The following is a 19,850-nucleotide window of genomic DNA, read 5'->3' as shown; positions in this document are numbered from 1 at the left end:
CGCGCATAAAGCCGCTGGGCGACGCCAACCCGCGAGCATCTGTGTGCCATGAAAGCCTAGGCCCTGTGATGGACGGTTTGCAGGTCGTAGACCGGCGTCGGGATCCCCTCGTAGCGTGCTTTCAACTGTAGGGAAAGGAACTGCGAGTAATGGCGCGACTGATGCAGATTACCACCGTGGAACCACAGGCCTTCCTGCTGTGTCGGCTTCCACATATTGCGCTGCTCGCCTTCCCATGGGCCGGGGTCCTTGGTCGTGTTCGAGCCCAGCCCCCACACCTTGCCGACCTTATCGGCCGTTTCCCGGCTGATGAGGTCGGCAACGAAGCCGTTCATCGAACTGTAGCCGGTGGCGTAGACGATTACATCGGCGGGCAGTTCCTTGCCATCGTCGAGCCTCACGCCGTTAGGCGTGATTTCCTCGACCTGACCTGCGACCAGTTTGACCTTGCCGTCGATGATGAGCTGGGAGGCGCCGACATCGATGTAATAGCCCGAGCCGCGACGCAGGTACTTCATGAACAGCCCTGAATCGTCGTCGCCGAAGTCGAGCCGGAAACCGGCTTTCGTCAGCCCCGCGTAGAAATCGGCGTCATCCTCGCGGATCTTGTCGTAGACCGGCTTCTGCAACCCAGCCAGGATTTTATAGGGCAGCGAGGCGAAAATCAGATCGGCCTTCGCCGTCGTCATGCCGCCGCGGACGGCGCGCTCGGAATAGAGATCCGCTATCGATTGCATCAGCGAATCCGAGCGCACGATATGGGTGGTCGAGCGCTGAACCATGGTCGCGTCGACGCCGGCCTCGTACAGCGCGGCGCAGATGTCATGCGCGGAATTGTTCGAACCGATCACGACTACCTTCTTGCCCTTGTAGCGGTCGGCACCTGGATGGCGCGAGGAATGGTGCTGCTCGCCCTTGAAAGCGTCCATGCCCCTGAATTGGGGCATGCTCGGCTTGGCCGACATACCGGTCGCAAATACCAGTTGCTTCGGCTTCAGCGTGATCTCCTCGTCATCGCGCTCGACGACGACGGTCCACTCGTTGCGGGCGTGGTCCCAATCGGCGCGTTTGGCCGTGGTGCCGGTCCAGTAGTTCAGCTCCATGACCTTGGTGTACATCTCCAGCCAGTCGCCGATCTTGTCCTTGGGCGAAAATACCGGCCAGTTCTTCGGGAAGTCGATGTATGGCAAGTGATCGTACCAGACCGGATCGTGCAGGCAGAGCGACTTGTAGCGGTTGCGCCAGGAATCGCCGGCACGGTCGTTCTTCTCGACGATGATGGTGGGCACGCCGAGCTGACGCAACCGCGCTCCGAGCGCGATGCCGCCTTGGCCGCCGCCTATGATGAGCACATAGGGCTGGGCCTTGACGCCGAGTAGCTCGGTTTCCTCGTCGCGCAATTCCTTCCAGGTTTTGGCGCCGGGATTCACGCCGTGCCGGGCGCCGAGCGGTCGGCTGAAGCCGGCCTTTTCCTCGTGACCCTTCAGTTCGACCATCGTGGTCAGAAGCGTCCAGATCTGGCCGTTCTGGAGGCGGATCAAGCCGTAGCCGCGCGCGACCTGGGTCTCGAACGAGATCCAGCACTCGGTTACGTCGCCGGCGTCGGTCGCGCCTTCCCCCTCGGCGATTTTCCAGTTGCGCGGCGTTGTGCGCGCAAGGCAGGAGCTGAGCATTTCGCGGACCTGATCGCGACCTTCCATGGTCTTTATGTTCCAGGTGAAAGCAACGAGGTCGCGCCAGTAGCATTCCGGTGCGAACATCGCTACGGCGGCGTCGAGATCATTTGCCGCAAGCGCCGCTTCGAATTTGTCAAGAAAGACCTGGACGCGCGCGTTAAGCGTGGTGTCGAGCATCATCTCCTCCCGGCGGTCGATTTCAATTTTTCTGCAATTGTCGGAAGCTTATCCCAACTACCGAACGAATCCAGACTTGCGCGGCCCGATTTTCCCGGACAACGCCATTGTCTCGCGATGGCGTCAATTACCGCTCCTGGAGGTATTCCTGCCTGCGGCCCTGGTGCGAAGTCCGGGCGGGCTCTGAATGGTCTGCTAATCGGGGTAGACCGGAAGTGGCTGGCCGACATCCCAAACGGCGCTCCTGACCCAAGGCAGACTTAGCGACGATAGCCGGATTAAGACGGCCTCGACTTCGCTAACCAGGTGACGGAAGTTTGCGCACCCGAACCTCATAGCTCGCAGGAAACCTGCATGAAACATTTTGGCTGGGTCGACCTGATAGTGATCTTGAGCGCAATGATGTACATGCTGTCGTCATCTTCATCTCTAGCTCAAGAGCTCCTGTCGCAGGGAGCAGAGCAACAGGTGTTCAACAACGCTTGTCGAACTTGCCATTCAACGAAGGAGGGCGACAATCGTCTGGGACCAAACCTGTACAAGATTATTGGAAGAAAGGCAGGGTCCCTGCCAAAGTACAATTACTCTTCGGCGATGAAAGATGCTGATTTCGTCTGGGATGAAGCCAAGCTCGCGCGCTTCATAGCTAATCCAGATGAACTCGTGCCCGGGAATGAGATGACTCCATACGGCGGTCTCACGTCTGCCGAGGATAGGAAGAGGGTCGTCAATTTTCTGGTATCGATGGGGGCTCGATAAGATGCTGACACTCACATTCAAAAAAAAACCGCCCGAAGGCGGGAGGCGCAAGATACTCATGGTCCGTTAGATCACTCGGAGGCGCACAATGCCTGCTCGGTGCTTTTCTGCGAGCCAGGCCTTGTCAGGCCAACTGTGAGTTGATTGGGATCCGCTGAAGCCTCAGCAATCTTCAGTGTTTTCGCACGTGGCGTCAGAACTGCGATCTGATGAGGAGAAGCCGGCATACCAGCTAACATTAGCGTTGGCGTAACCGCACTCTCCTCCACTTGGGCCGAGCCCAGCACTGCTACTTGATGCCGGGAGATCGGGAAGCCCGCACGTTCAAAAGTTGGAAGGCGTAATGCGCACGCTGCGTGACTAGTCGCTACGCCTCCGATGGCGGCAATGATGGACACGATCAAGAACAGCTTTTTCATGGAATTTCCCCTCTTGGATTAGAGATATTCCCACCACGAATTCCATGATGTTAGCCCGAGCAACGGACGTACTTATGTGAACCTGTTCACTGTGGGTCCCCGAAATCCGGCAAAGGTTCAATCGGACCTGTCAGCGTGGCTGCATTTCTGGCGCAGTGCTGCAGTCGTGGGTCCGCAGTCCGCAGTCGGGGGCGCGAAGCGGGATATCGTTCGGTCGAACGATACGGTATCATCATGCGCACGCAATCAAGTATTGAGCCGGTGGACCCAAACCGATAAGTTTCACCGACATCATTCCTCCTAGGTCTGATGGGTCGGGCGATCAGGCTTACGGACTGCCGCTCGACAATACTTGAGCGGCTAGCGCCCCGCCTCCGGACACATTTTCAGTCCGTTGGGCTCTGTTGAATATATTGCCCACCGTTCTTCCCATTGACTCGGAGGCGGGCCTTTTTTCTGTCACTTCGCGTTGTCGAACAAACAAATCGATTTGATAGGTGGCTATTTTGCGAACTCAATTCAAAACGCACATAGCGACGTCGCTATGGTTGGTGTGGTTGCTGACGTCCAACCCGGCCTTGGCACGCGATCCCGGTGGTAAGTACGCCCAAGCCGATCCTACAATGCACAAGTGGTTTGAGCAGTTGAGATCAGTGGGAGGAGAAGCTTGCTGTGCACTGTCTGATGGAAATATGTTGAGTGATACGGACTGGCGCAGCAACGACAGTCATTTCCAAGTCTTTCTTGAAGGCGAGTGGATTGATGTGCCGGATGCTGCCGTTGTGAAGGTACCCAACCTGATCGGACGGACTATTGTCTGGCCATACTACGAAGATGGTCATCCGTCTGTTCGATGCTTCATGCCGGGCAGTATGATTTAAGGGCAGCCTGAATGAGCTGCTCAGTGTACGGGTGAAGCAACTCGGAATAGCGGCCCTACTCGCTTGCATCGACTTCCGGTGTTGGCCCTGACGCGAAGTTCGGATTGGCGCTGAAATCGTCAGCTTGTTGGGGTAGACCGGAAGTGACCGGCACGCCTCAAAACCGACGCTCCTGACCCAACTCCGACATGGCGACCTGCGTCGTCATGCAGCCGACTAACTCGACTTTGCCCCATTGAAGCCTCCGAGCTGACGCTCGCCGCCGTGCCGCTGGTCTCAGGGCACGGCGGAGTTCACGCGCGTCACCGCGTACTGCCCGTGGTAAGCTCTTGCGACTGCACCGGGATCATCAGGTGCTCGTTGGGTTTGCCGGGGAACATGACGAAGGGCTGCGTCGGGTCTTTGACATCCAGATCGTGCGGATAGGGACTGAGCATCTCGCGTGCTGCGCCGCCGACGATCATCACATGCGGCCCGGTCTGGACCCAATGCTTGTGCGTGTGCCGTTCGGCGGAATCATGATTGCTCGTGCCCGTGTCACCGGCCAGCATGAAAATGAAGCCAATCTTATTCGGCGGGGCCTGTTTGGCCTGCAGAGCTTTACGCCATTCCATGGCGTTCTCGTCATCGCATTCGGGCGTTCCGTCGTTTCCGATAAAGCACGTGAAACCGTTTGATCCGGTTTGGACGGCCTTAGAAGACCCATCCAGCTGCGGCATGGTAATTGTCGCGTTGTTCACGACCGACGCCGGAGCGGCGGTCTTCACCTTGGCGATGTACTCTGGTTCGGTCTTCGGGATTTCCTCGCTTGGAAGAGCCGATGCCGACGTGGTGGTGAGGGCCGCCGAAGCTACGCAGAACCCAACCGATGCGAGAGCATAGAGCCTGTTCATGGCTTACCTCCTATAGTGGGGAACCGGCATCAATTGTACACCGAAACCAAGTGGGTGCATTCTCCAAAAAGTATCTCAGGCGGACATATTCGGCGAGGTGCCGCCGATGCCAAGACGGGAGGAACGAGCTACCTAATGGAGAAGAAAGTTGATGAATCGCCACCGCTTCTGGGACCATCGTCATTCCGAGCAGCGGTGCGCGGCCAGACACCAAAGCGCTATTGCCGCTTTCATTTTGCGCGCAGCTAAGAGCCAGAGTGAGCGAAGATGTCTCGCTGTTATGCACAAGTGCGACAACTGCTGTTGTGAAGGGTTTCGGATGCCGGCCCCACGAAGGTGGTGCGGCGCACGGCGGGGCCGGCGTCCGAAAGCCTCCAAGGGAGGAAACCGCGCTTAAGGGAACGTAAGGCCGTGCGGCGGGCGCTATGGGGATTTGAGTGCCGCGGAAGAGCTGGTTGGTTGGGATCGAGCTGATCGAGCAAGTCGTGCGACGGTGAAGCGACTGGCGAATGAGCGGCGGGCGGCGTCGAATTCGGTAAATTGTCGAGCGATTTGCGACGGCTGGCGGATATCTGGGCGCGCTCTGCCGTGGCTGGTCGAGAGCCGGCGAACGCGACGAGCCGATTGGCGGGATTGTGACGCGGTCATGAGGTGTCGATCCTGATGCGATTCGGTGGGGCCGTCGGTTGATGCCGTGGCGTTGCACCGCGCGCGAAGACCTCGATGATGATCATGCGGCCGCCGCAGCAGATTGATGGTCGGCACACCAACTCCGCTCGCCGCCAGATGAAGCTGGTAGCGGCGCACGTCCTCGAAATCAGCCGTATCGGGTGATCGCCCGAGGAACGCGGCGAAGTCCTTCACCCTTTGCACGTAGTCGTGTTGGGTTTTGGGCGCAAACTTGCGGATCGTCATGTCTTCGATCATGCGCCGGCGCAACGGGCTTACTGCCTCGTCGGTCATGGGGATGCTCCTGTCTTGGGTGAAGGTTGCGAACCCCTCATCTCAAGACAGGACGCCCAGTTGCGCTATCCTCTCGGCTCCGCTGCCAGCCGCAGTGCCCTACCGCGCGAGCGGTTTAGTCCGTTGGCCCTTAGCCGAATAGGGCGGACGCGGTTGCCATGTCGGCTATCGGCGGCAGACCGGTCGCGAGGCCGCTTGCCCTGCCCGCTGCTTGTCAGCGACCTCGACCTCCTCCTTTTGCGCCGCTGTCAGGGGCCCATTCCTGCGATGGGACGGTTTCGGAGCGCCCTGCCCTTCGAGCCCGCTCGCGGCGCGGAGCAAATCTGTAGCTTATCATCGTAGCTACTCACGCGAACTCCGGGTTGCCTGCCGAAAACTGCAGAGTACGCAATGCATTGGTCGCTCCCGTTTGGAGGAGCGGTGATCCGCCAGACAAGTCAAGACGAGCGCTTGCCCATATCGCGCCACAGTACTGATAAGCTTTTGTTAGAAACCTTATCAGTCTAAGAACTGACTCCATCCGCGAGCAAAGATTATCTATCGATCGCCCCTGCCCGTTGCGACGACCCAGCAAATAGCCTTTTTCGGCCCACGGAGAAATGCAAGGAGCGTTGCCGAGCCAACTATATTGCACGTGTACCTGCAAGCCGAGCGCTCATAACGGTCTGGTTGCAGGTTCGAGTCCTGCCGGGCCCACCAATGAGATCAAATACTTAGCTGAACGGCCATTTTTGCTGCGGACCGTTTCGCGGACCGGCTGTCGGAGTAACAGTTTCGGACGCGAACCCTCTCTGAGTTGTGCAGATCGCGCGCCGGTCATGAAGACACCGAAGCCAAAGCAATGGGCTGAGCAGGAGGTCCGACGACTAGTCACGCTGGGCCGGAAAGGAGTTGGCGCAACGAAGATCGCTGCCGAACTCGGCCGGTACGCTGGATCAGTGAGGCGAATGGCGCGAAGGATGGGACTACTGTTGAAGAAGTAGCCATCGTCCGAACGTGGGCGGAAAGGGCTGGATGCACCACACCTTCGGTTAGTCGCCACAAGATAGCACTCGCATCCCGTGCTGCACTGCGAACTTAGTCGCGGCTACGGGCGTCCGTAATTCTACGGCCGTTGCGCATCCGCAATCTTTGGCATCTACTTCAGATTGATTTTATGACCATCGAATTTTCCGACGAGGGTGCATGAGCGTCAAAGCCATGATGGCGACGATCCTCCACAACCAGCTGAAATTGCGCGGCGTGCATTCACTTGCGCCGTCTGACTATGAGGAGATCGTAGAGTTGCTGATCGAGCAGCTTCGAGAGCTGGAGCTTGGGTTGGCTGCGCGAGAGATAACCAACAAGCACGAGCCGTAGTCGCGCCATCCGACCGGGGTGAGACCGCGACAGGAGGCAAATGCGAATGGCGAATGACCTAACAGGCGCGCGATGGTTACGCGCAGGCGGTCCACCCGTAAATTTCCCAAGCGGTTGGCAACCAGGCGCACTGGTTAAGTGACGTTTCAGATTGGCGCCGCACCATGAAAACACCGAAGCCAAAGCAATGGGCGGAACACGAGATCCAGCGACTGGCCAAGCTGGCCCGGGCAGGAGCTGGAGTATCGAAGATCGCTGCCGAGCTAGGCCGCCACGCCGGATCAGTGAGGAGAACGGCGCGAGCGATTGGAATACTTTTGAAGAAGTAGCCGCCACCTCGCACGATTGCCCCGTAGCTCGGCGCCCGATTGGGATCGGTCAATGCGACGCGCAGTGCGGACATTCACCGTCTGCGGCTTCGCGTAGCTGCCGACCAATCTCTTCCCTGAGGTTCTGCGGTTTCCAGGTCGTACCGTCGCTCTTGATGATCCTCTTGGCGCGCTCCAAGGCATGGCTTTCGGCCGCATCATCGCCGACGCGGATGGTTACGTCAGAGTGGAAGGGACAGACCGCGATTGCACGAGTTGTCTCCAGTGCATAGCGCACCGTCGCGCTGAGATCATCGGCATAATCTTTGGCGGACATGTCGAGCCTCGTGTCGCCTCGGCACGGCGAGACCTTGCACGCAGTCAGCCATGGCGCGATGCGGATAAGCAGTTAAGCCGAGGCCCGGTATGCCTAGGAGCCCGGGCCTCATAACCTCAGCAGCCTGACAACAGGTTGTTCGGCTACGGACCTAGCCTAGGCAGTGTGGACCAATCCCGTTTTGATGTTGCGCAAAGTCGCCTCGGGCCAGCCGGTCCCTTCGGGCGGTCGAGAGGGACAGCGGGCAGCGGTCCGAAGGGCTGGCGTGCGGGGAGGCGCGCCATTCACCCCGGCACGCTAGCGATGGAGCGGGGCGGGACGCGTTCGCATACCGTTCCTCCACGTTAAGGTTAGCTCTGGTTCGCTCTAGCTCTGGGTCGGGGAACCAGTGCTATGCTGTATTCAAACGGGGGCAGCAGCTTGGCCATTTATCGAATCCTACAGAACTCAACTCTGGGACCTGAAGAGATCGCCCGGCTTTCGACGGCTTACGAACAGGCCCTGCGCACCATCGGTGTAGAAGATCGGAACGACCCTCTCACCGAACTGATCGCCAAGAAGATCATCGAGATCGGCCAGACCGGCCTCAAAGACCCGACCCAAATTTGTAGTCGGGCCGTCGAAGCATTGGACCTGCCGGAAGGGTGATCACGGACCGGGTGGATCAGTTGCAATTATCGTGTCGAGCTGCCGGGCTGGGTTCCAAGCGTGATCTATGTGAACATTTCTCAACCGGCGGAGTTGTGTTGGCGAGACCGTCGCCCGCCGTCAAGGACGGCGCAGGTCGTGGATAGCCAAAGGTTTGTTCATCACCCGCTGTTCCACAAGCGCTCACGACAGATAGCCAAAGGCGGCGGTCTCGGCCTCAACTCCTGAAGATTAGGACGACCATCGCAGGGCAGGCGTTCCGCCGGACAAGGAGATTCTGCCATGCGAACCGGCATTGATATCGACAAGGCGCTCAGCCGGGCAATCCGCCGAGAGATCGGTGAGAGATTGCAAGCATGTCTCGGGGACGACGAGTTAACTCCGAGCCTTAGAGTTCAGCTTGATCGGCTACGGCAACTGGATCGTCAATCACCGCGAACTATGCGATCATCCGCCACGCCATAGGCTACGGAGATCGCGACCGTAGCGTTAATTTGCGACAGGTGACGCTTACTGGGGAAACAGCTTATCGCGAATGTAGCGCGATGTGGGCGTCAGTTTGATGCCGCGCGGCTTGCGCCAAGCCGCTCTGTCGATCTCCCTCTTGTCGCCGATCTTCAAACGACCGGATACGTCCTTAGCCACGAAGACCGCGTCGTTCATCTTTCGCCCGGATCGACGGTTCTCGGCCTTCACTTCTTTCCAGAGCTTGACCGGCCCGACCTTGAGCTTTGGCAGCTCCTCACCAAGTTCGCGGCGAAGACACTTCCGCTCGCTCTCGCCAACACGCCTGCGGCCTCCGGGAAACATCCAGAGGCGGTCGCGCCGACGCCTGACGAGGAGCACGCGGCCTTTCCGCGCGGCGACTAGTTTTGACGATTTGGCCATCCGCAGGGCTCGACTCAAATTGGGTTTACAGCGTCAGTGTAGCTCACCATTTCCAGGCTTCAACCGCACGGCCATGCCGTCTGCTCAGACAACCCAATTCCCGTAGTAGTCCGGGATAAGCGCCGGTTTTGAACTCGGGCAAGCTCCGGCGATGCACACGGGCTCCGACAATGGCTCGAAATCTCCGGTCTGCCAGACGTGCGGCCGGGAGATGACCCTATTGGCCATACTGCCGAGGATGGGCAACAGGCCGTGCATCCACGTGTACAAGTGCTTGCCATGCGGAAGAATTGAGGCCGTCTACGAGAACTAAGTCTGAGCCTCACCGCCATCATTGCGGCGCTGCGCTCACGATCCGGCGACCTGCACGGCATCATCGGGCTTGAAAGCAGCGGCCATACGCCAACGGCAACGCGTGCTCCCGACGTTCAAGCCAATCGCGTCAACCTCGATACTTGCTTCGGGGGAAGCAGCGGCCTTTGGTTCGGTCCAGCCAGGCCCCCTGTTGCGAACTCTCAAGAGGGCCTAGCACTGCAAACGATACGCCGACCGGCATGTCTATTTCAGCAGGCTTTTAGTTTTCTTATTATCTGCGCAACCATTCCTAGACGAGTCCCTGCAACAGCAGGCTCCGCTCCCTAAATCGGACTCGATACCTTTTCGCTAGTATGTTCACAGTTCGTCACCAGCAACAGCTCAGTGGTCTCGGATACGCTCGAGGGAAATCTCCGCCAAGACTCTCTTTCGAGTTGAACTGGCCAGCTTCAAAATCGAAGACGCCGGCGTGTGCAGCGTCCGTCCGGAGACTGATAAGCTTTCTCTCAAATCCTATCCAGTTTCAGAACTGAAAAGGTTTCTGCGAACCCTTATCGGTACGAGCAATCGAAGGAACAATCGAAAAGAAAACCCAGGCCGAGCCGAAACTCGGCTTAGCCTAGGTTGATACCAACTTCGCCAACTAGAGCCGACGTGAGCAACGAATGTCCAACGTCGCGCACTAGCGACTACACTCATTCACAATAGTGGACCAACTTTTTTACCGCCCGCAACGGCACATCAACCTCTTGCGCAAGCTCATCCATCGCTCGTAGTAGATCTTCAGCGATTCGCATAAACGAGAAAGGTTCACTGGCGCTATCCATTTGGCGATAATATTTCCGGATTCGCTCCAACATCGCGCGTATTTTTTTCTGCCGTTCTAAATTCACATCCTCTTCGTCAGTGGCCTTAGCTAATTCTTCTAAGTGGACCACAGCGTCCGATATCGAACCTTGAAGGTCGGCAATGTCTTCGTACAAGCTATAGGCCCTGAAATGCGATTGTTGCAACAACTCCGAAGCATGCTTAACTTCAGCCCACAGCGCATGCCCAGATAGAAATTGGCCACGCAACTTTTTCTGCTTCTTTTTCGATTTCATTTTGACATTCCAATCTTTGATAGGGTGAGATTCACAACGGTCTTTGTCGTTGCGAACTACTTTACAAGATTGATTTTGACCTATGCGTCCGACCTGGTATCGAGCTTGCCCAGTACGTGCGAATTGAACCATCCGCCTCATGACTGATAAGAAAATTCTGAAAACCTTATCAGTCAGCGAATTGCGAGATTTTCCCTTGCGCACAGAGTCAGATTCTCTAGAATCTGACTGCAACTGGTTTGAGTGAGATGGCTGGCAAGCAAGCGAAGACGCTTTCGATTGACCATATCGACGATCTTTTGTTTTTCGCCGAGCGCTCTCGCCACCCACTTCGCAACCGCCTCATCGTCCTGCTCTCAGTCAAGGCAGGTCTTCGCGCCGCCGAGATCGCCAAATTGACGTGGGCGATGCTGCTGGATCCGAGCGGCGAGGTCGGTGGCACGCTTGAAGTTCGCGACGAGATCGCCAAAAAGCGCGGCGGTCGCTCAATTCCGATTCATCCTGAGCTACGACAGGCCCTCGTCGAGGCGCGTCGGCTGTGTAAGGCGCATGGGCCCCTCATTCGATCCGAGCGCGGCGGCGCGATGACACCGATGAGCATCGTTGTCTGGTTCAGCCGCGCTTATGGCGAGCTCGGGTTCGAAGGATGCTCGTCGCACTCGGGGCGTCGAACTTTCATTACGCGAGCGGCTCGCTCGGTTCACAAGGCAGGCGGCTCGCTACGGGACGTTCAACTGCTGGCTGGCCACCGGTCCATCCAGACCACGCAGCGGTATATAGATGGGGATACCGATGCTCAGCGCAGGTTGGTCGGACTGATCTAGCCAGCAATCTCCCTTTCCACGAGCACCGAGAAAGCTTCCCATCAAGATGTCGAACCCCTTTAACAAAAGCTTTGATGCGTTTGCGCGGGCGGAAAGCTTAATCCGGACTGTCTGCGCGGTCGCGGGATCAATGTCATTCCTCGACGAGATCGACGACGAGGCTCGGCACGCGGGTCTAGATCGAGCTGTCGCCCTCGCCGATACGCCCCCTATTTTTGATTGGCTCGTTACGACGTTTAGCTTTCAGGGGATCTCGGACCGAGTTGCGCGCGACTACATCAATAAGCACGGCACGGCGTCCTGGTCGGCCATTGAAGCAAGCGAGAGGAATGCGCCCTCTTGTCCAAAGCTGCGCAGCTACTGGCATTTCGCAGATTGCCGATACGACAAGACCAGCTTTACCTGTTCTGAGCCCGATCACATCGATGCGTGCCCCCTGCCACGTCCGCACCTTCGCAACGGCCGACTGAACCAGACCGCATACTCCCTCTTCTTGTTCGTCCGCGACCTCGCCGACGGCGACCTGGTGGGCTGGATTGACCGCCAATTAAGAAGCGCGAAAGGTGCGACCAGGCCCGAACTGGATGCCGCCCGGCAGGAAGCCCTGATCGGTCCACTTCGAAACGTCTACGGCGTCTCCGACAAGATACTCATGATGACGCTTTCGACGCTGCTAATTGGTGTGCGGAAAGACCGGCCACTCTGGTTTGAAACGGGTACCGCGATGATCGCGGTGGACACGCTGGTTCACAACTTTCTGCATCGCACGGGCATTTTACAGGACTGCGGCAGCTCTCACGCTTACGGCGCTGCGTGCTACGCCCCTGGTGGCTGCGCAGAAATTATCAGGACCGTGGCCGACCGCATCGATGCCCGCACATTGAATCCTGTATTCTCAAAGCGGTTTCCGCGGTTCGTCCAAAATGCCATCTGGAGGCTGTGTTCAGAGGATGGACTCAACCTTTGCAATGGCAACCGAATTGACGACCGGCAAGCCTGCCAAATCGGCTACTGCCACCTGTATCAGAAGTGCGGCCGAATACCGCTAAAAATGGCAAAAACTGACGCAAAAACAGTCGCTTAGAACAACGCAACATCGAATGATTTGCTTGAGGCGGCAACACGATTCGCCTATACTCGCTCAACAACGTCTAATAACGACTTTGCAATTTATGGTGGAGGTACTTCCGTGATTAGTTTGCCTCGGCGGGCGTCTGGCCCGCCACCGTGGCCAAGCCACAACATCGCTAGAACCGCAGATCACGGGGTCCCATTGGGCCCCGTCTGCTTTTGAGGAGGAGAAACATGGGAAAGCAGCCAGAGAAGAAGACGGTCAACGCTCCAGACAAGCTCTTTGTCTTCGGACTTGATGATGACGGGAAGCCAAGGGGCGCCCGGTTTCCTGAGTTCAACAAGAAAGTCGTTAGCGCCGCAGGCCAGATGAAGCTGACGTCCGTGCATGCGGCGTCGCCAGCGGTCACCGAGATCGGAATGAAGCTCCCTGTGGGACGGCTGTACGCGAGCGGCAAGGCATTTGTGCCACCGATCCGGCGCGATCTCCTGGGGAAGCTCAAAGCAGCGCTCGACGTGCCTGGCGACGAAAGCCACGTTCACCAACCCGTGCCAGCGCCATCCACCGAAAAGGAAAAGACGAGCGGCGTTGTTGCTGCTGGCCTGCCGCGCACCTGGGAGAGCATCGCTGTCGGCCAGTTGGTGCTCGTTGAGGACGATGACCCCGGATATGGCTGGTGGCCCTGCCTTGTGACCAAGCGCGAGGACCAAGTCTTGACGCTTCGCCTTCGCGACTATCCGGACAAGGGCACCTACGTCCGGCACATCGCCCAAGTGGGGCTCGTAAACCCCGGTCCAGAGTAACCGGCGCACCAGCTCTCAAGCTCGGACCACGGCCCGGGCTTTTCCCATCCTGACACCGCCTGATGCTGATCGATAGCGAGCCGGGCGCAAACATCAACACAACATATCGGAGAAATAACCATGTCCATGCAAACGGACGCGGAGAAAACGCGTGTGCTCAATGACGAGCTTCGGAAGCACCTTCTCGGCGGCGGAGCCATAATGACTGCTGGAATCGCCGAGCTGGGGTCCGAAGCCGTTGAACGCTTGGTCAAAACGATCGCGGTGTTCGATGACTTTTGCCACGCCAACGACCCCCACGAGGAGCACGATTTCGGCGTCTTTGCCTTCGAAGGGGTGCAGGTAGTGTTCAAAATTGACTACTACGACAAATCTCTCAACTTTCATTCGCCAAACCCGGCAGACCCCGCCGTCACCGAGCGAATCATCACGATCATGAGGGCAGACGAATACTAGCGCCCTCATAATCGACCAAACATACCCCCCGCTACTCGCCGAAGAGTTTGACGAGTGGCACCGACAAAGCCTCAGCAATGCGAGCCATCGCCAAAAGGCTGGGGTTACGCCGTCCTCGCTCGATCCCACCGATGTAGGTCAAGTCCAGGTCAGCTTCGAACGCCAATTTCTCTTGGGTCATTCGACGCTGCTGGCGAATTCGCCGGACATTCTTGCCAACAATGACGCGCCAGTCCTGCATTGCAGGATGGAGCACCATCGGGCATATAGTCTCTAGGGACTATATGCCCTATTGGCGGGATTTTGGATCGACGCAAGGGCGACTTTCAAAAACTTTTTAGAATAGGAAAGCCCATGACTGAAGAACAATTTGCACCACCACCGCTGCCGGATCTCGGGGCGGCGAACCAGCCTGGACCAAACGAGTGGTACTACGTCGCGAACGGCACTCGGCGAGGCCCGACGACCGCTTCGACCATCAAGCATCTCCTGAACAAGAAAGAGATCGAGACCGATGCGCAGGTCTGGCGGAAGGGCATGCCCGATTGGCAGCCCCTCCGAGACAGCGACCTTGCTGAGCTGGTGGCTGCCGAGCCACCTGCGATTTCGTCCAAGCACGTTGGCAACGGTTACGTCTGGACACTCGCCCTCTTGCCTCTCGTTATCGGGGTGATCGAGGCCGTGGTGAGCGCCAGCAACCAGGACGCTGCAGTTCGCTCTCTAGCCCTTGGATTTCCGTATCACCCAAGCCGGGGGCTGCCGTTCCAGGTGCCCGTTGTGATTAACGGCCTGCTCGGCTGGCTCGATGACCGTAGGTTAAAGCAAGCGGGTTATGGCTCGCGGATAACCCGCGTCACAGCCGTGCTGCTCACGCCGGTCTACCTGTTCCTGAGGGCAAAACGCCTGAAGCAGCGTCCCTACTACGCGGTCGCGTGGATCGTCAGCATGATTGCGGGATTCCTCATCTACGCATCCGTTGAAGGATAACGCTGGGCCTCATCAGGTCCGGCATCCGCCTAATACGTAACCCACACCAGAGGTCACAAATGATGAAATGGATTGCCCTGCTCTCAATGTTCGCGTGTCCGTCGGCCTTTGCTCAGACTGCGCCGCCCGACCCCATAGCGGTCATCCGCGCCCAAATAATGCAGCATTGGTTTCCCGCTCCACAAGTCAACCTCGACTATGCTGTCAGTTTCGACCTGGACCGAGAAGGCAAGCTTATCGGTCCGCCGGTGGTCGCCGCAAAAAGCTACGATCACGGAAACTCCCGTGAGAGCTTGAAATATGCCGTCCTGGGCGCGCAGCCGTTCTTTTTACTTCGCCCGGAGGACTACGAAAGCTGGAAGCACGTTACGACCAGCTTCACTGGGACGGATAAACGGTCAACGAACATTTATGCATTTACAAAAAGAGACATTTTGGGAGTCGAGACCGGCATGACCGAGGCTGCGGCGAAGGCCGCGATGGCGAAAACAGGATGCAGTGTATCGTCGCCAAAGCCAACGACGTTGGAGTGCACGAACAAGAACGGCAATCAGCTTGTCGCCCGATTGACCGAGAACATGTCGCCCAACGTGGTGACGGCCGCGTCCTACGTCTTTCAATCTGGCGCACCAGCCCAAGAAATCATCGACTCAATTTCCGCCCAATTTCACACCCGGCCATTCAATGAAGTTTGGCACCTCAGCGACTCTTCAACGATGCAGCTAGGTTCATATTCTGGCGAACCGCGATCCGTAAATTCTCCCATTCCGACATGGGTGCTCATTATCAGCGAGCCTCAATTTTTGGATAAAGATCGTGACGCCCTCGTGGAGAAGCAACGAGCTGCCGTTCCACCTCCGAAATTCTAGCATCATTTACGCAGCGCCGGGGAGATGAAACATGCATTACCTCGTCGCTGCGACCACTTCTTCGGGGAGTCTTCATGGGTCAGAAAGGAGAACCATCGGGGGCAGACCAAGTCTATGTCCTCGGTCTAGACGTCGATGGAAATCCCCGCGGCGCCCGCTTCACCATGCTGAAGGACAGCATCGTCTCTGCTGCAATGGACATGAATTGCAGCGTGCTGATTGGACAGCCTGAACTCGTGTCGAAGCTCGGGGTTAAGTTGCCGGTGGGGTACGTCTTCGGCAAAGGCAAGCTAGTGACACTTTTTATCCCGAACATCGGATGGGGGCTTTACCAACAGATATTGGGAGCTTCGCGTGTTGCTGCCATTCTGGAAAAAGCCAGGATCGAAGCAGCGATTTCACGTGCCATCCACTGATCTCGGCAAAAGGCGTGATATCTTCTTTTTTGTTTAAGAAACCGAGTTGATATCTCGATCTCATTTCGAGCTGCCAAGGGAGCAAAAGTCCTCAACAACGCCGCGCCAACCGCTGCCAACGATGCTAATCGCGAGATCATTATTAGCAATAAGCCTTATGAGCGATGGCGATGGGTCTGATCGCTGACTGCTCGCCGAAACCAACGTCAGGGGTCCTTTGCAGTCTGCGCCGAGTGCGTAAGCTGCGAGCGATACGGCTTGAAGCAGGAACCCAGTGGTGAGACTTCGCCCGCTCCAGGTGGACCCTAGGAGCGGGCTTCTTATGTTGTCGTTAGTGGTCTCGAAGCGCAATCGTGAGCGCAGACACAAATATCGGGCAAGCAATCCGCATCTAGACCGGCCCACCGATGATTGAAGAAAAAGCTCCTTATGGACTTTTAATTCCGATCCGGGAATTCACGAACGAGCTTACCATCGACCAACCCGCCACCTTTCCCTTCTACATCGACTGCGCGTGCTTCACGAGCCGTCATACCTTTCTCCACCACAAGGGGGTTGTTGTCGTAAGATCCCCACTGCTTATGAAATGGCGCAACACCGAACCGGCGGCAATCGGCGATAACATCGCGAATCCATTGCGGCCTAAATGTACGGGCACCCGCACCGCTTTCTCCCCCAGATATCAGCCAATCCGGCAAACGGCCGTTGGTCGGCAACCGCACGGGCCCAAGAGCAGGCTCGTAAGATATGAAGCGAACAACTGCAGGTACTTTCTTTAGGCGTTTCCATCGAAAATCAAACCGTGTCTGATCTTCGGCCGTTGTTCCGAGCCACACGTTGGAATACCCATCGCTCCAATCAGAAGGCAACATCTTTTCTATATTTTCCGGTCTTTTCGTCAGCACCAGCCAATCCAATGCTTCGCATTTGCGGATTAGAGCGAACAAGTCCCCGCGCCACGAGGAATCAACCTGGTTGTCAAAGACGTCGGCGAGCGAAGCGCAAAACACCCGAGGTCGATAGCCATTTTCCTTTCTAAACGCGGGAGCTTGCGCGTTCCACTGGATAGGCTTTTTCCAATTTTGTTCTGACGTTCGTTTTCGCTCGCCGTGTGCGCCCCATTGCACCTTTTTATAGCGGTGATCCATCATTGCTTCGGCGTAGCAATTATCACAACCGGGCGACACTTTTTGGCAGCCAATCCACGGATTGAATGTATGATCGCACCACTCGATCTTTGAATTTTCACCCATCACAAATCTCCAATGTTCAGAGCATCGCTCTGCCCAAGACAACGGTCCTGGTGGAATCCTTTACAAGTTCGTTTTCCACCTTGTGGGACGGCTAAACGCACCATCGTCAAAGACGGACGACGTCTTCTGAGAAGGCATTCCAAGGGAGAACGGTTGGCAATCACTTCGCGGCGGGCCGTGCTGGTCGCAACTCAACAGGGGATATTCAATGGGACGACGGGAAACGCGGTGCTCGTCGGATTCCCGCCAAACCAACAGGAGTCATGAACGGGCATTAGAACTGGCGGCTTCCCCGCCTCGTCTAGTACGTCTATGCGCCTGATCACCTATCGAATTGACACAAGCCATCTATTTTCCGCGGTACTCAAGCAGTCCCATCGCATACATCCCGAAGAGACGAACAACGTAATCAGTCACCCTGTTAATTGGCTCATCGCTTACATCCAGAAGTTCGGACAGTTCATCGAAAAGCGTCGAGAACCCTATTCGACCTTCGATCCGCTCGACTTTGTCGGGGATCCCATGATCCCTCACCCCGATATTGCCTTCTACGCGGCGCGACGGCCGCCAGAATTTAACCTTGCGCCCGCCGTACTTTTCGCCTCTGGCGATATCGCGGGCTGCTAGGCTCCTCGTGATGAAATGCATTCTTTGAGCTCTCGTTAATTTTGCGAACTCGGGATCGTGCCTTAACAGACTGGCATCGAGAATGCGGGCGATCTCCGCAACGAGAGCATCGAGTCTAACGTTCATTGGACTTCTCCTTGTTGGCCGCAACATCGCGGCTGGACAAGGACCATTTACAAGTTGGCCCGAATGCACCCTGCTGTTCGCTCTATGGCGAGCAAACGGTCTCGTCGTTGGACCACTAACGAATAAAGCCCCACCATTCCGGCGGGGCTTTCATCGTCGGCAGTCAACAGGAAGGACGCTATCCAGGTTGGTACTGAAGTCCGCTCCCTGTTCAAAGGCCAGCCTATTTGCGTGGCGTCCAGATCAGAAAATGTCTCTCGACCTCATGCGAATACGAAGTCATTGGCTCGGGCCGATATTGATAGGGGCTCAGCCCGAGGTAGCCGAAATCTTCGAGCCGTCCTAGCTCGTACCGGAGCACCCCCGGTGCTTAATGGAGTTTGCGAGGCCCAAGCCATCGAGAGCAATGCCCAAGCTCATCCGGTTTAGATCGTCGAGAGGCGATCTTTTCCGCTTACCGCAATGGTACGTCGCATTGGCGTGGCATCGCCACCTGGACGCATTTCGAGTTCTGGAAGCAGTGCGCTCTCGCATTCGCCGGCTCGACCATGATCGTAATTAGTGTTTATCGTTAGCCATATTAGTTATGCTGACAGTTTACATTATACACTGCACCTCGCCGACGCCCCTGACCACCCTTCTGAGAGAATTTCGAGGGGTGAGTTCATCGATTTCAGTGGCGGACTTGTCCGCCATCAGCATCTTGTCCGCGACTGGTTCTTGCTCGCAGTCGCGATCTGACAGGAGACAACGCGCGCGTCCGCCACCGGGATCTTCTTGTGTCGCGGACCGGTACATCGCATTGATGTGCAAGAAGCTGAGAACTTGTCGGCATGAGCGTCGCGACTTTCAGCGTGTCGTAAGCGCGGGCAAGGCTCGGTCATCCCCATGCCGGATAGTCCGACCCAAGAAGCCTTGCCGATCCAAAAGGATTGCGAGCTCGGCCTGGTGAGGCAACGCCAACTCGTCGGATTCGGTGTCCGCGTTGCCACGTTTGTCTTTGCACGGCCTTCGGTTTTCGAAGCGAGCCTTGAACGTGTACGTGGCGGTGGTCACCAAGTCTTTGTCATCGGTCCTTTGGGCGGTCACGACCACGGGCCTTGGTGTGTCCTCATCCCGCGGGTAGTGCTTGCGGAAGGCGTTCTCAATGAGACCCTGCCCACCGCCCCCGGTCAGAAAGTAGAGATGTGGACGCCACCTCGGTGACCGATCATCCTCAAAATGCAATAAATTATAGTCGATACCGCCGAGAATGACTGCTTGGCTAATTTGGCTCCGCGCAATTTGGGTGCGCAGACGGTCTTTGAGCAGCTTCCACGCAAAGCGGTGCAGGTGTCCGACGTCGAACACGTCTGAGGGTACGATGCTCACCGTGAACCAATAATCAGGGTCACGAGCCATGTATTCCGCAATGGTCGAGCCCCACCACCGCCGGAAAAGGCGGAGGCACACGGGGCAGCCGGCGGATCTACACTTCTTGAGACTGCAGTCGTCTAGGCGCGATGCGAGTAGGCGGCCGGCTTCTCCCAATTCTGGAAGGGCGGATACCAGCAGGCGCCGCCGTTTGTGAGCCTGATTGCTCGTTTCGAAGCTGGGTAGCTTTTCTACGGGGTCGTAGTCTTCATTAATTGGGGCACAGTAGAAGTTGAATTTCACGATAGCCTCAGCAGGAAAATCGGCCGGTGCAGCTT

22 protein-coding genes are annotated in these 19,850 nt (G+C 57.1%); 11 read left to right on the top strand and 11 right to left on the bottom strand.

Translation table 11 applies throughout. The annotated features are described in order from the left end of the window. Positions 1-56 precede the first annotated feature (56 nt). Positions 57-1,853, bottom strand: coding sequence for an NAD(P)/FAD-dependent oxidoreductase (locus YUA_RS0104850; protein WP_027529659.1), 1,797 nt, complete (start codon positions 1,851-1,853; stop codon positions 57-59). 354 nt (positions 1,854-2,207) lie between these two features. Here YUA_RS0104850 and YUA_RS0104845 point away from each other — a divergent pair, with 354 nt between their 5' ends. Beyond that, positions 2,208-2,612, top strand: a complete 405-nt coding sequence (locus YUA_RS0104845) for a cytochrome c family protein (protein WP_027529658.1) — start codon at positions 2,208-2,210, stop codon at positions 2,610-2,612. Positions 2,613-2,683: 71 nt separating this feature from the next. On the opposite strand, the gene YUA_RS47815 is transcribed toward YUA_RS0104845, so the two are convergent. Beyond that, positions 2,684-3,031, bottom strand: coding sequence for a hypothetical protein (locus tag YUA_RS47815; protein ID WP_245285104.1), 348 nt, complete (start codon positions 3,029-3,031; stop codon positions 2,684-2,686). A 551-nt stretch (positions 3,032-3,582) separates the two neighbouring features. On the opposite strand from YUA_RS47815, the gene YUA_RS47810 reads away from it, so the two are divergent. Beyond that, the gene (locus YUA_RS47810; protein ID WP_371259870.1) at positions 3,583-3,912 is read left to right on the top strand and encodes a hypothetical protein; all 330 of its coding nucleotides are present in this window, start codon (positions 3,583-3,585) and stop codon (positions 3,910-3,912) included. 302 nt (positions 3,913-4,214) lie between these two features. Here YUA_RS47810 and YUA_RS43470 read toward each other — a convergent pair whose 3' ends face one another. Further along, positions 4,215-4,805 (bottom strand): hypothetical protein, encoded by a 591-nt coding sequence (locus YUA_RS43470; RefSeq protein WP_051383092.1) that lies wholly within the window; start codon positions 4,803-4,805, stop codon positions 4,215-4,217. A 423-nt stretch (positions 4,806-5,228) separates the two neighbouring features. Then, the gene (locus YUA_RS51525; RefSeq protein ID WP_245285102.1) at positions 5,229-5,768 is read right to left on the bottom strand and encodes a phage integrase N-terminal SAM-like domain-containing protein; all 540 of its coding nucleotides are present in this window, start codon (positions 5,766-5,768) and stop codon (positions 5,229-5,231) included. A gap of 1,185 nt (positions 5,769-6,953) precedes the next feature. On the opposite strand from YUA_RS51525, the gene YUA_RS50880 reads away from it, so the two are divergent. Beyond that, a complete protein-coding gene (locus YUA_RS50880) occupies positions 6,954-7,127 on the top strand; it encodes a hypothetical protein (RefSeq protein WP_198029371.1) in 174 nt (57 codons plus the stop codon). Between the two features lie 378 nt (positions 7,128-7,505). Here the strand turns inward: YUA_RS50880 and YUA_RS0104825 are convergent, their stop codons facing one another. Next, positions 7,506-7,772 carry a hypothetical protein gene (locus YUA_RS0104825; RefSeq protein WP_027529657.1) on the bottom strand — a complete coding sequence of 89 codons (267 nt, stop codon included), beginning with the start codon at positions 7,770-7,772 and terminating at the stop codon, positions 7,506-7,508. A gap of 393 nt (positions 7,773-8,165) precedes the next feature. On the opposite strand from YUA_RS0104825, the gene YUA_RS0104820 reads away from it, so the two are divergent. After that, complete coding sequence (locus YUA_RS0104820) at positions 8,166-8,420, top strand: hypothetical protein (protein ID WP_027529656.1); 255 nt, start codon at positions 8,166-8,168, stop codon at positions 8,418-8,420. Positions 8,421-8,930: 510 nt separating this feature from the next. Here the strand turns inward: YUA_RS0104820 and YUA_RS0104815 are convergent. Beyond that, positions 8,931-9,308 (bottom strand): NUDIX hydrolase, encoded by a 378-nt coding sequence (locus tag YUA_RS0104815; protein WP_027529655.1) that lies wholly within the window; start codon positions 9,306-9,308, stop codon positions 8,931-8,933. Positions 9,309-10,318: 1,010 nt separating this feature from the next. Further along, on the bottom strand, positions 10,319-10,726 hold the full coding sequence (locus YUA_RS0104810) for a hypothetical protein (protein WP_027529654.1): 408 nt from the start codon (positions 10,724-10,726) through the stop codon (positions 10,319-10,321). A 248-nt stretch (positions 10,727-10,974) separates the two neighbouring features. On the opposite strand from YUA_RS0104810, the gene YUA_RS0104805 reads away from it, so the two are divergent. From YUA_RS0104805 to YUA_RS0104790, 4 genes are all read left to right on the top strand, one after another. After that, entirely contained in the window at positions 10,975-11,550 is a 576-nt protein-coding gene (locus YUA_RS0104805; protein WP_027529653.1) for a site-specific integrase, read from the top strand. 130 nt (positions 11,551-11,680) lie between these two features. Continuing rightward, positions 11,681-12,634, top strand: a complete 954-nt coding sequence (locus YUA_RS47795) for a hypothetical protein (protein WP_084292126.1) — start codon at positions 11,681-11,683, stop codon at positions 12,632-12,634. A gap of 221 nt (positions 12,635-12,855) precedes the next feature. Further along, a complete protein-coding gene (locus YUA_RS0104795) occupies positions 12,856-13,425 on the top strand; it encodes a hypothetical protein (protein WP_027529651.1) in 570 nt (189 codons plus the stop codon). A 120-nt stretch (positions 13,426-13,545) separates the two neighbouring features. Beyond that, positions 13,546-13,881, top strand: coding sequence for a DUF3768 domain-containing protein (locus YUA_RS0104790; protein WP_027529650.1), 336 nt, complete (start codon positions 13,546-13,548; stop codon positions 13,879-13,881). Positions 13,882-13,912: 31 nt separating this feature from the next. On the opposite strand, the gene YUA_RS0104785 is transcribed toward YUA_RS0104790, so the two are convergent. Continuing rightward, entirely contained in the window at positions 13,913-14,140 is a 228-nt protein-coding gene (locus tag YUA_RS0104785; RefSeq protein WP_027529649.1) for a helix-turn-helix domain-containing protein, read from the bottom strand. Positions 14,141-14,235: 95 nt separating this feature from the next. On the opposite strand from YUA_RS0104785, the gene YUA_RS0104780 reads away from it, so the two are divergent. The 3 genes from YUA_RS0104780 to YUA_RS0104770 all read left to right on the top strand — a co-directional run bounded on the left by YUA_RS0104780 (position 14,236) and on the right by YUA_RS0104770 (position 16,153). Beyond that, positions 14,236-14,868: a DUF4339 domain-containing protein gene (locus tag YUA_RS0104780; RefSeq protein ID WP_027529648.1), complete on the top strand. Its 633-nt coding sequence runs from the start codon at positions 14,236-14,238 to the stop codon at positions 14,866-14,868. A gap of 59 nt (positions 14,869-14,927) precedes the next feature. Next, positions 14,928-15,737 (top strand): hypothetical protein, encoded by an 810-nt coding sequence (locus tag YUA_RS0104775; RefSeq protein WP_027529647.1) that lies wholly within the window; start codon positions 14,928-14,930, stop codon positions 15,735-15,737. A 74-nt stretch (positions 15,738-15,811) separates the two neighbouring features. After that, positions 15,812-16,153 carry a hypothetical protein gene (locus YUA_RS0104770; RefSeq protein ID WP_027529646.1) on the top strand — a complete coding sequence of 114 codons (342 nt, stop codon included), beginning with the start codon at positions 15,812-15,814 and terminating at the stop codon, positions 16,151-16,153. Between the two features lie 437 nt (positions 16,154-16,590). On the opposite strand, the gene YUA_RS47790 is transcribed toward YUA_RS0104770, so the two are convergent. The 3 genes from YUA_RS47790 to YUA_RS43465 form a co-directional block, all read right to left on the bottom strand. Beyond that, complete coding sequence (locus YUA_RS47790; protein ID WP_084292096.1) at positions 16,591-17,406, bottom strand: DUF5131 family protein; 816 nt, start codon at positions 17,404-17,406, stop codon at positions 16,591-16,593. A 348-nt stretch (positions 17,407-17,754) separates the two neighbouring features. Next, positions 17,755-18,159, bottom strand: coding sequence for a hypothetical protein (locus YUA_RS0104765; protein WP_027529645.1), 405 nt, complete (start codon positions 18,157-18,159; stop codon positions 17,755-17,757). 849 nt (positions 18,160-19,008) lie between these two features. Then, positions 19,009-19,815, bottom strand: a complete 807-nt coding sequence (locus YUA_RS43465) for a hypothetical protein (protein WP_035970455.1) — start codon at positions 19,813-19,815, stop codon at positions 19,009-19,011. Between the last annotated feature and the right edge of the window lie 35 nt (positions 19,816-19,850).

It is taken from the genome of Bradyrhizobium sp. WSM3983 (assembly GCF_000473045.1).
GTDB lineage: Bacteria > Pseudomonadota > Alphaproteobacteria > Rhizobiales > Xanthobacteraceae > Bradyrhizobium.
Note: the sequence above shows the minus strand (reverse complement) of the source record. Positions and strands in the feature narration are given on the sequence as shown.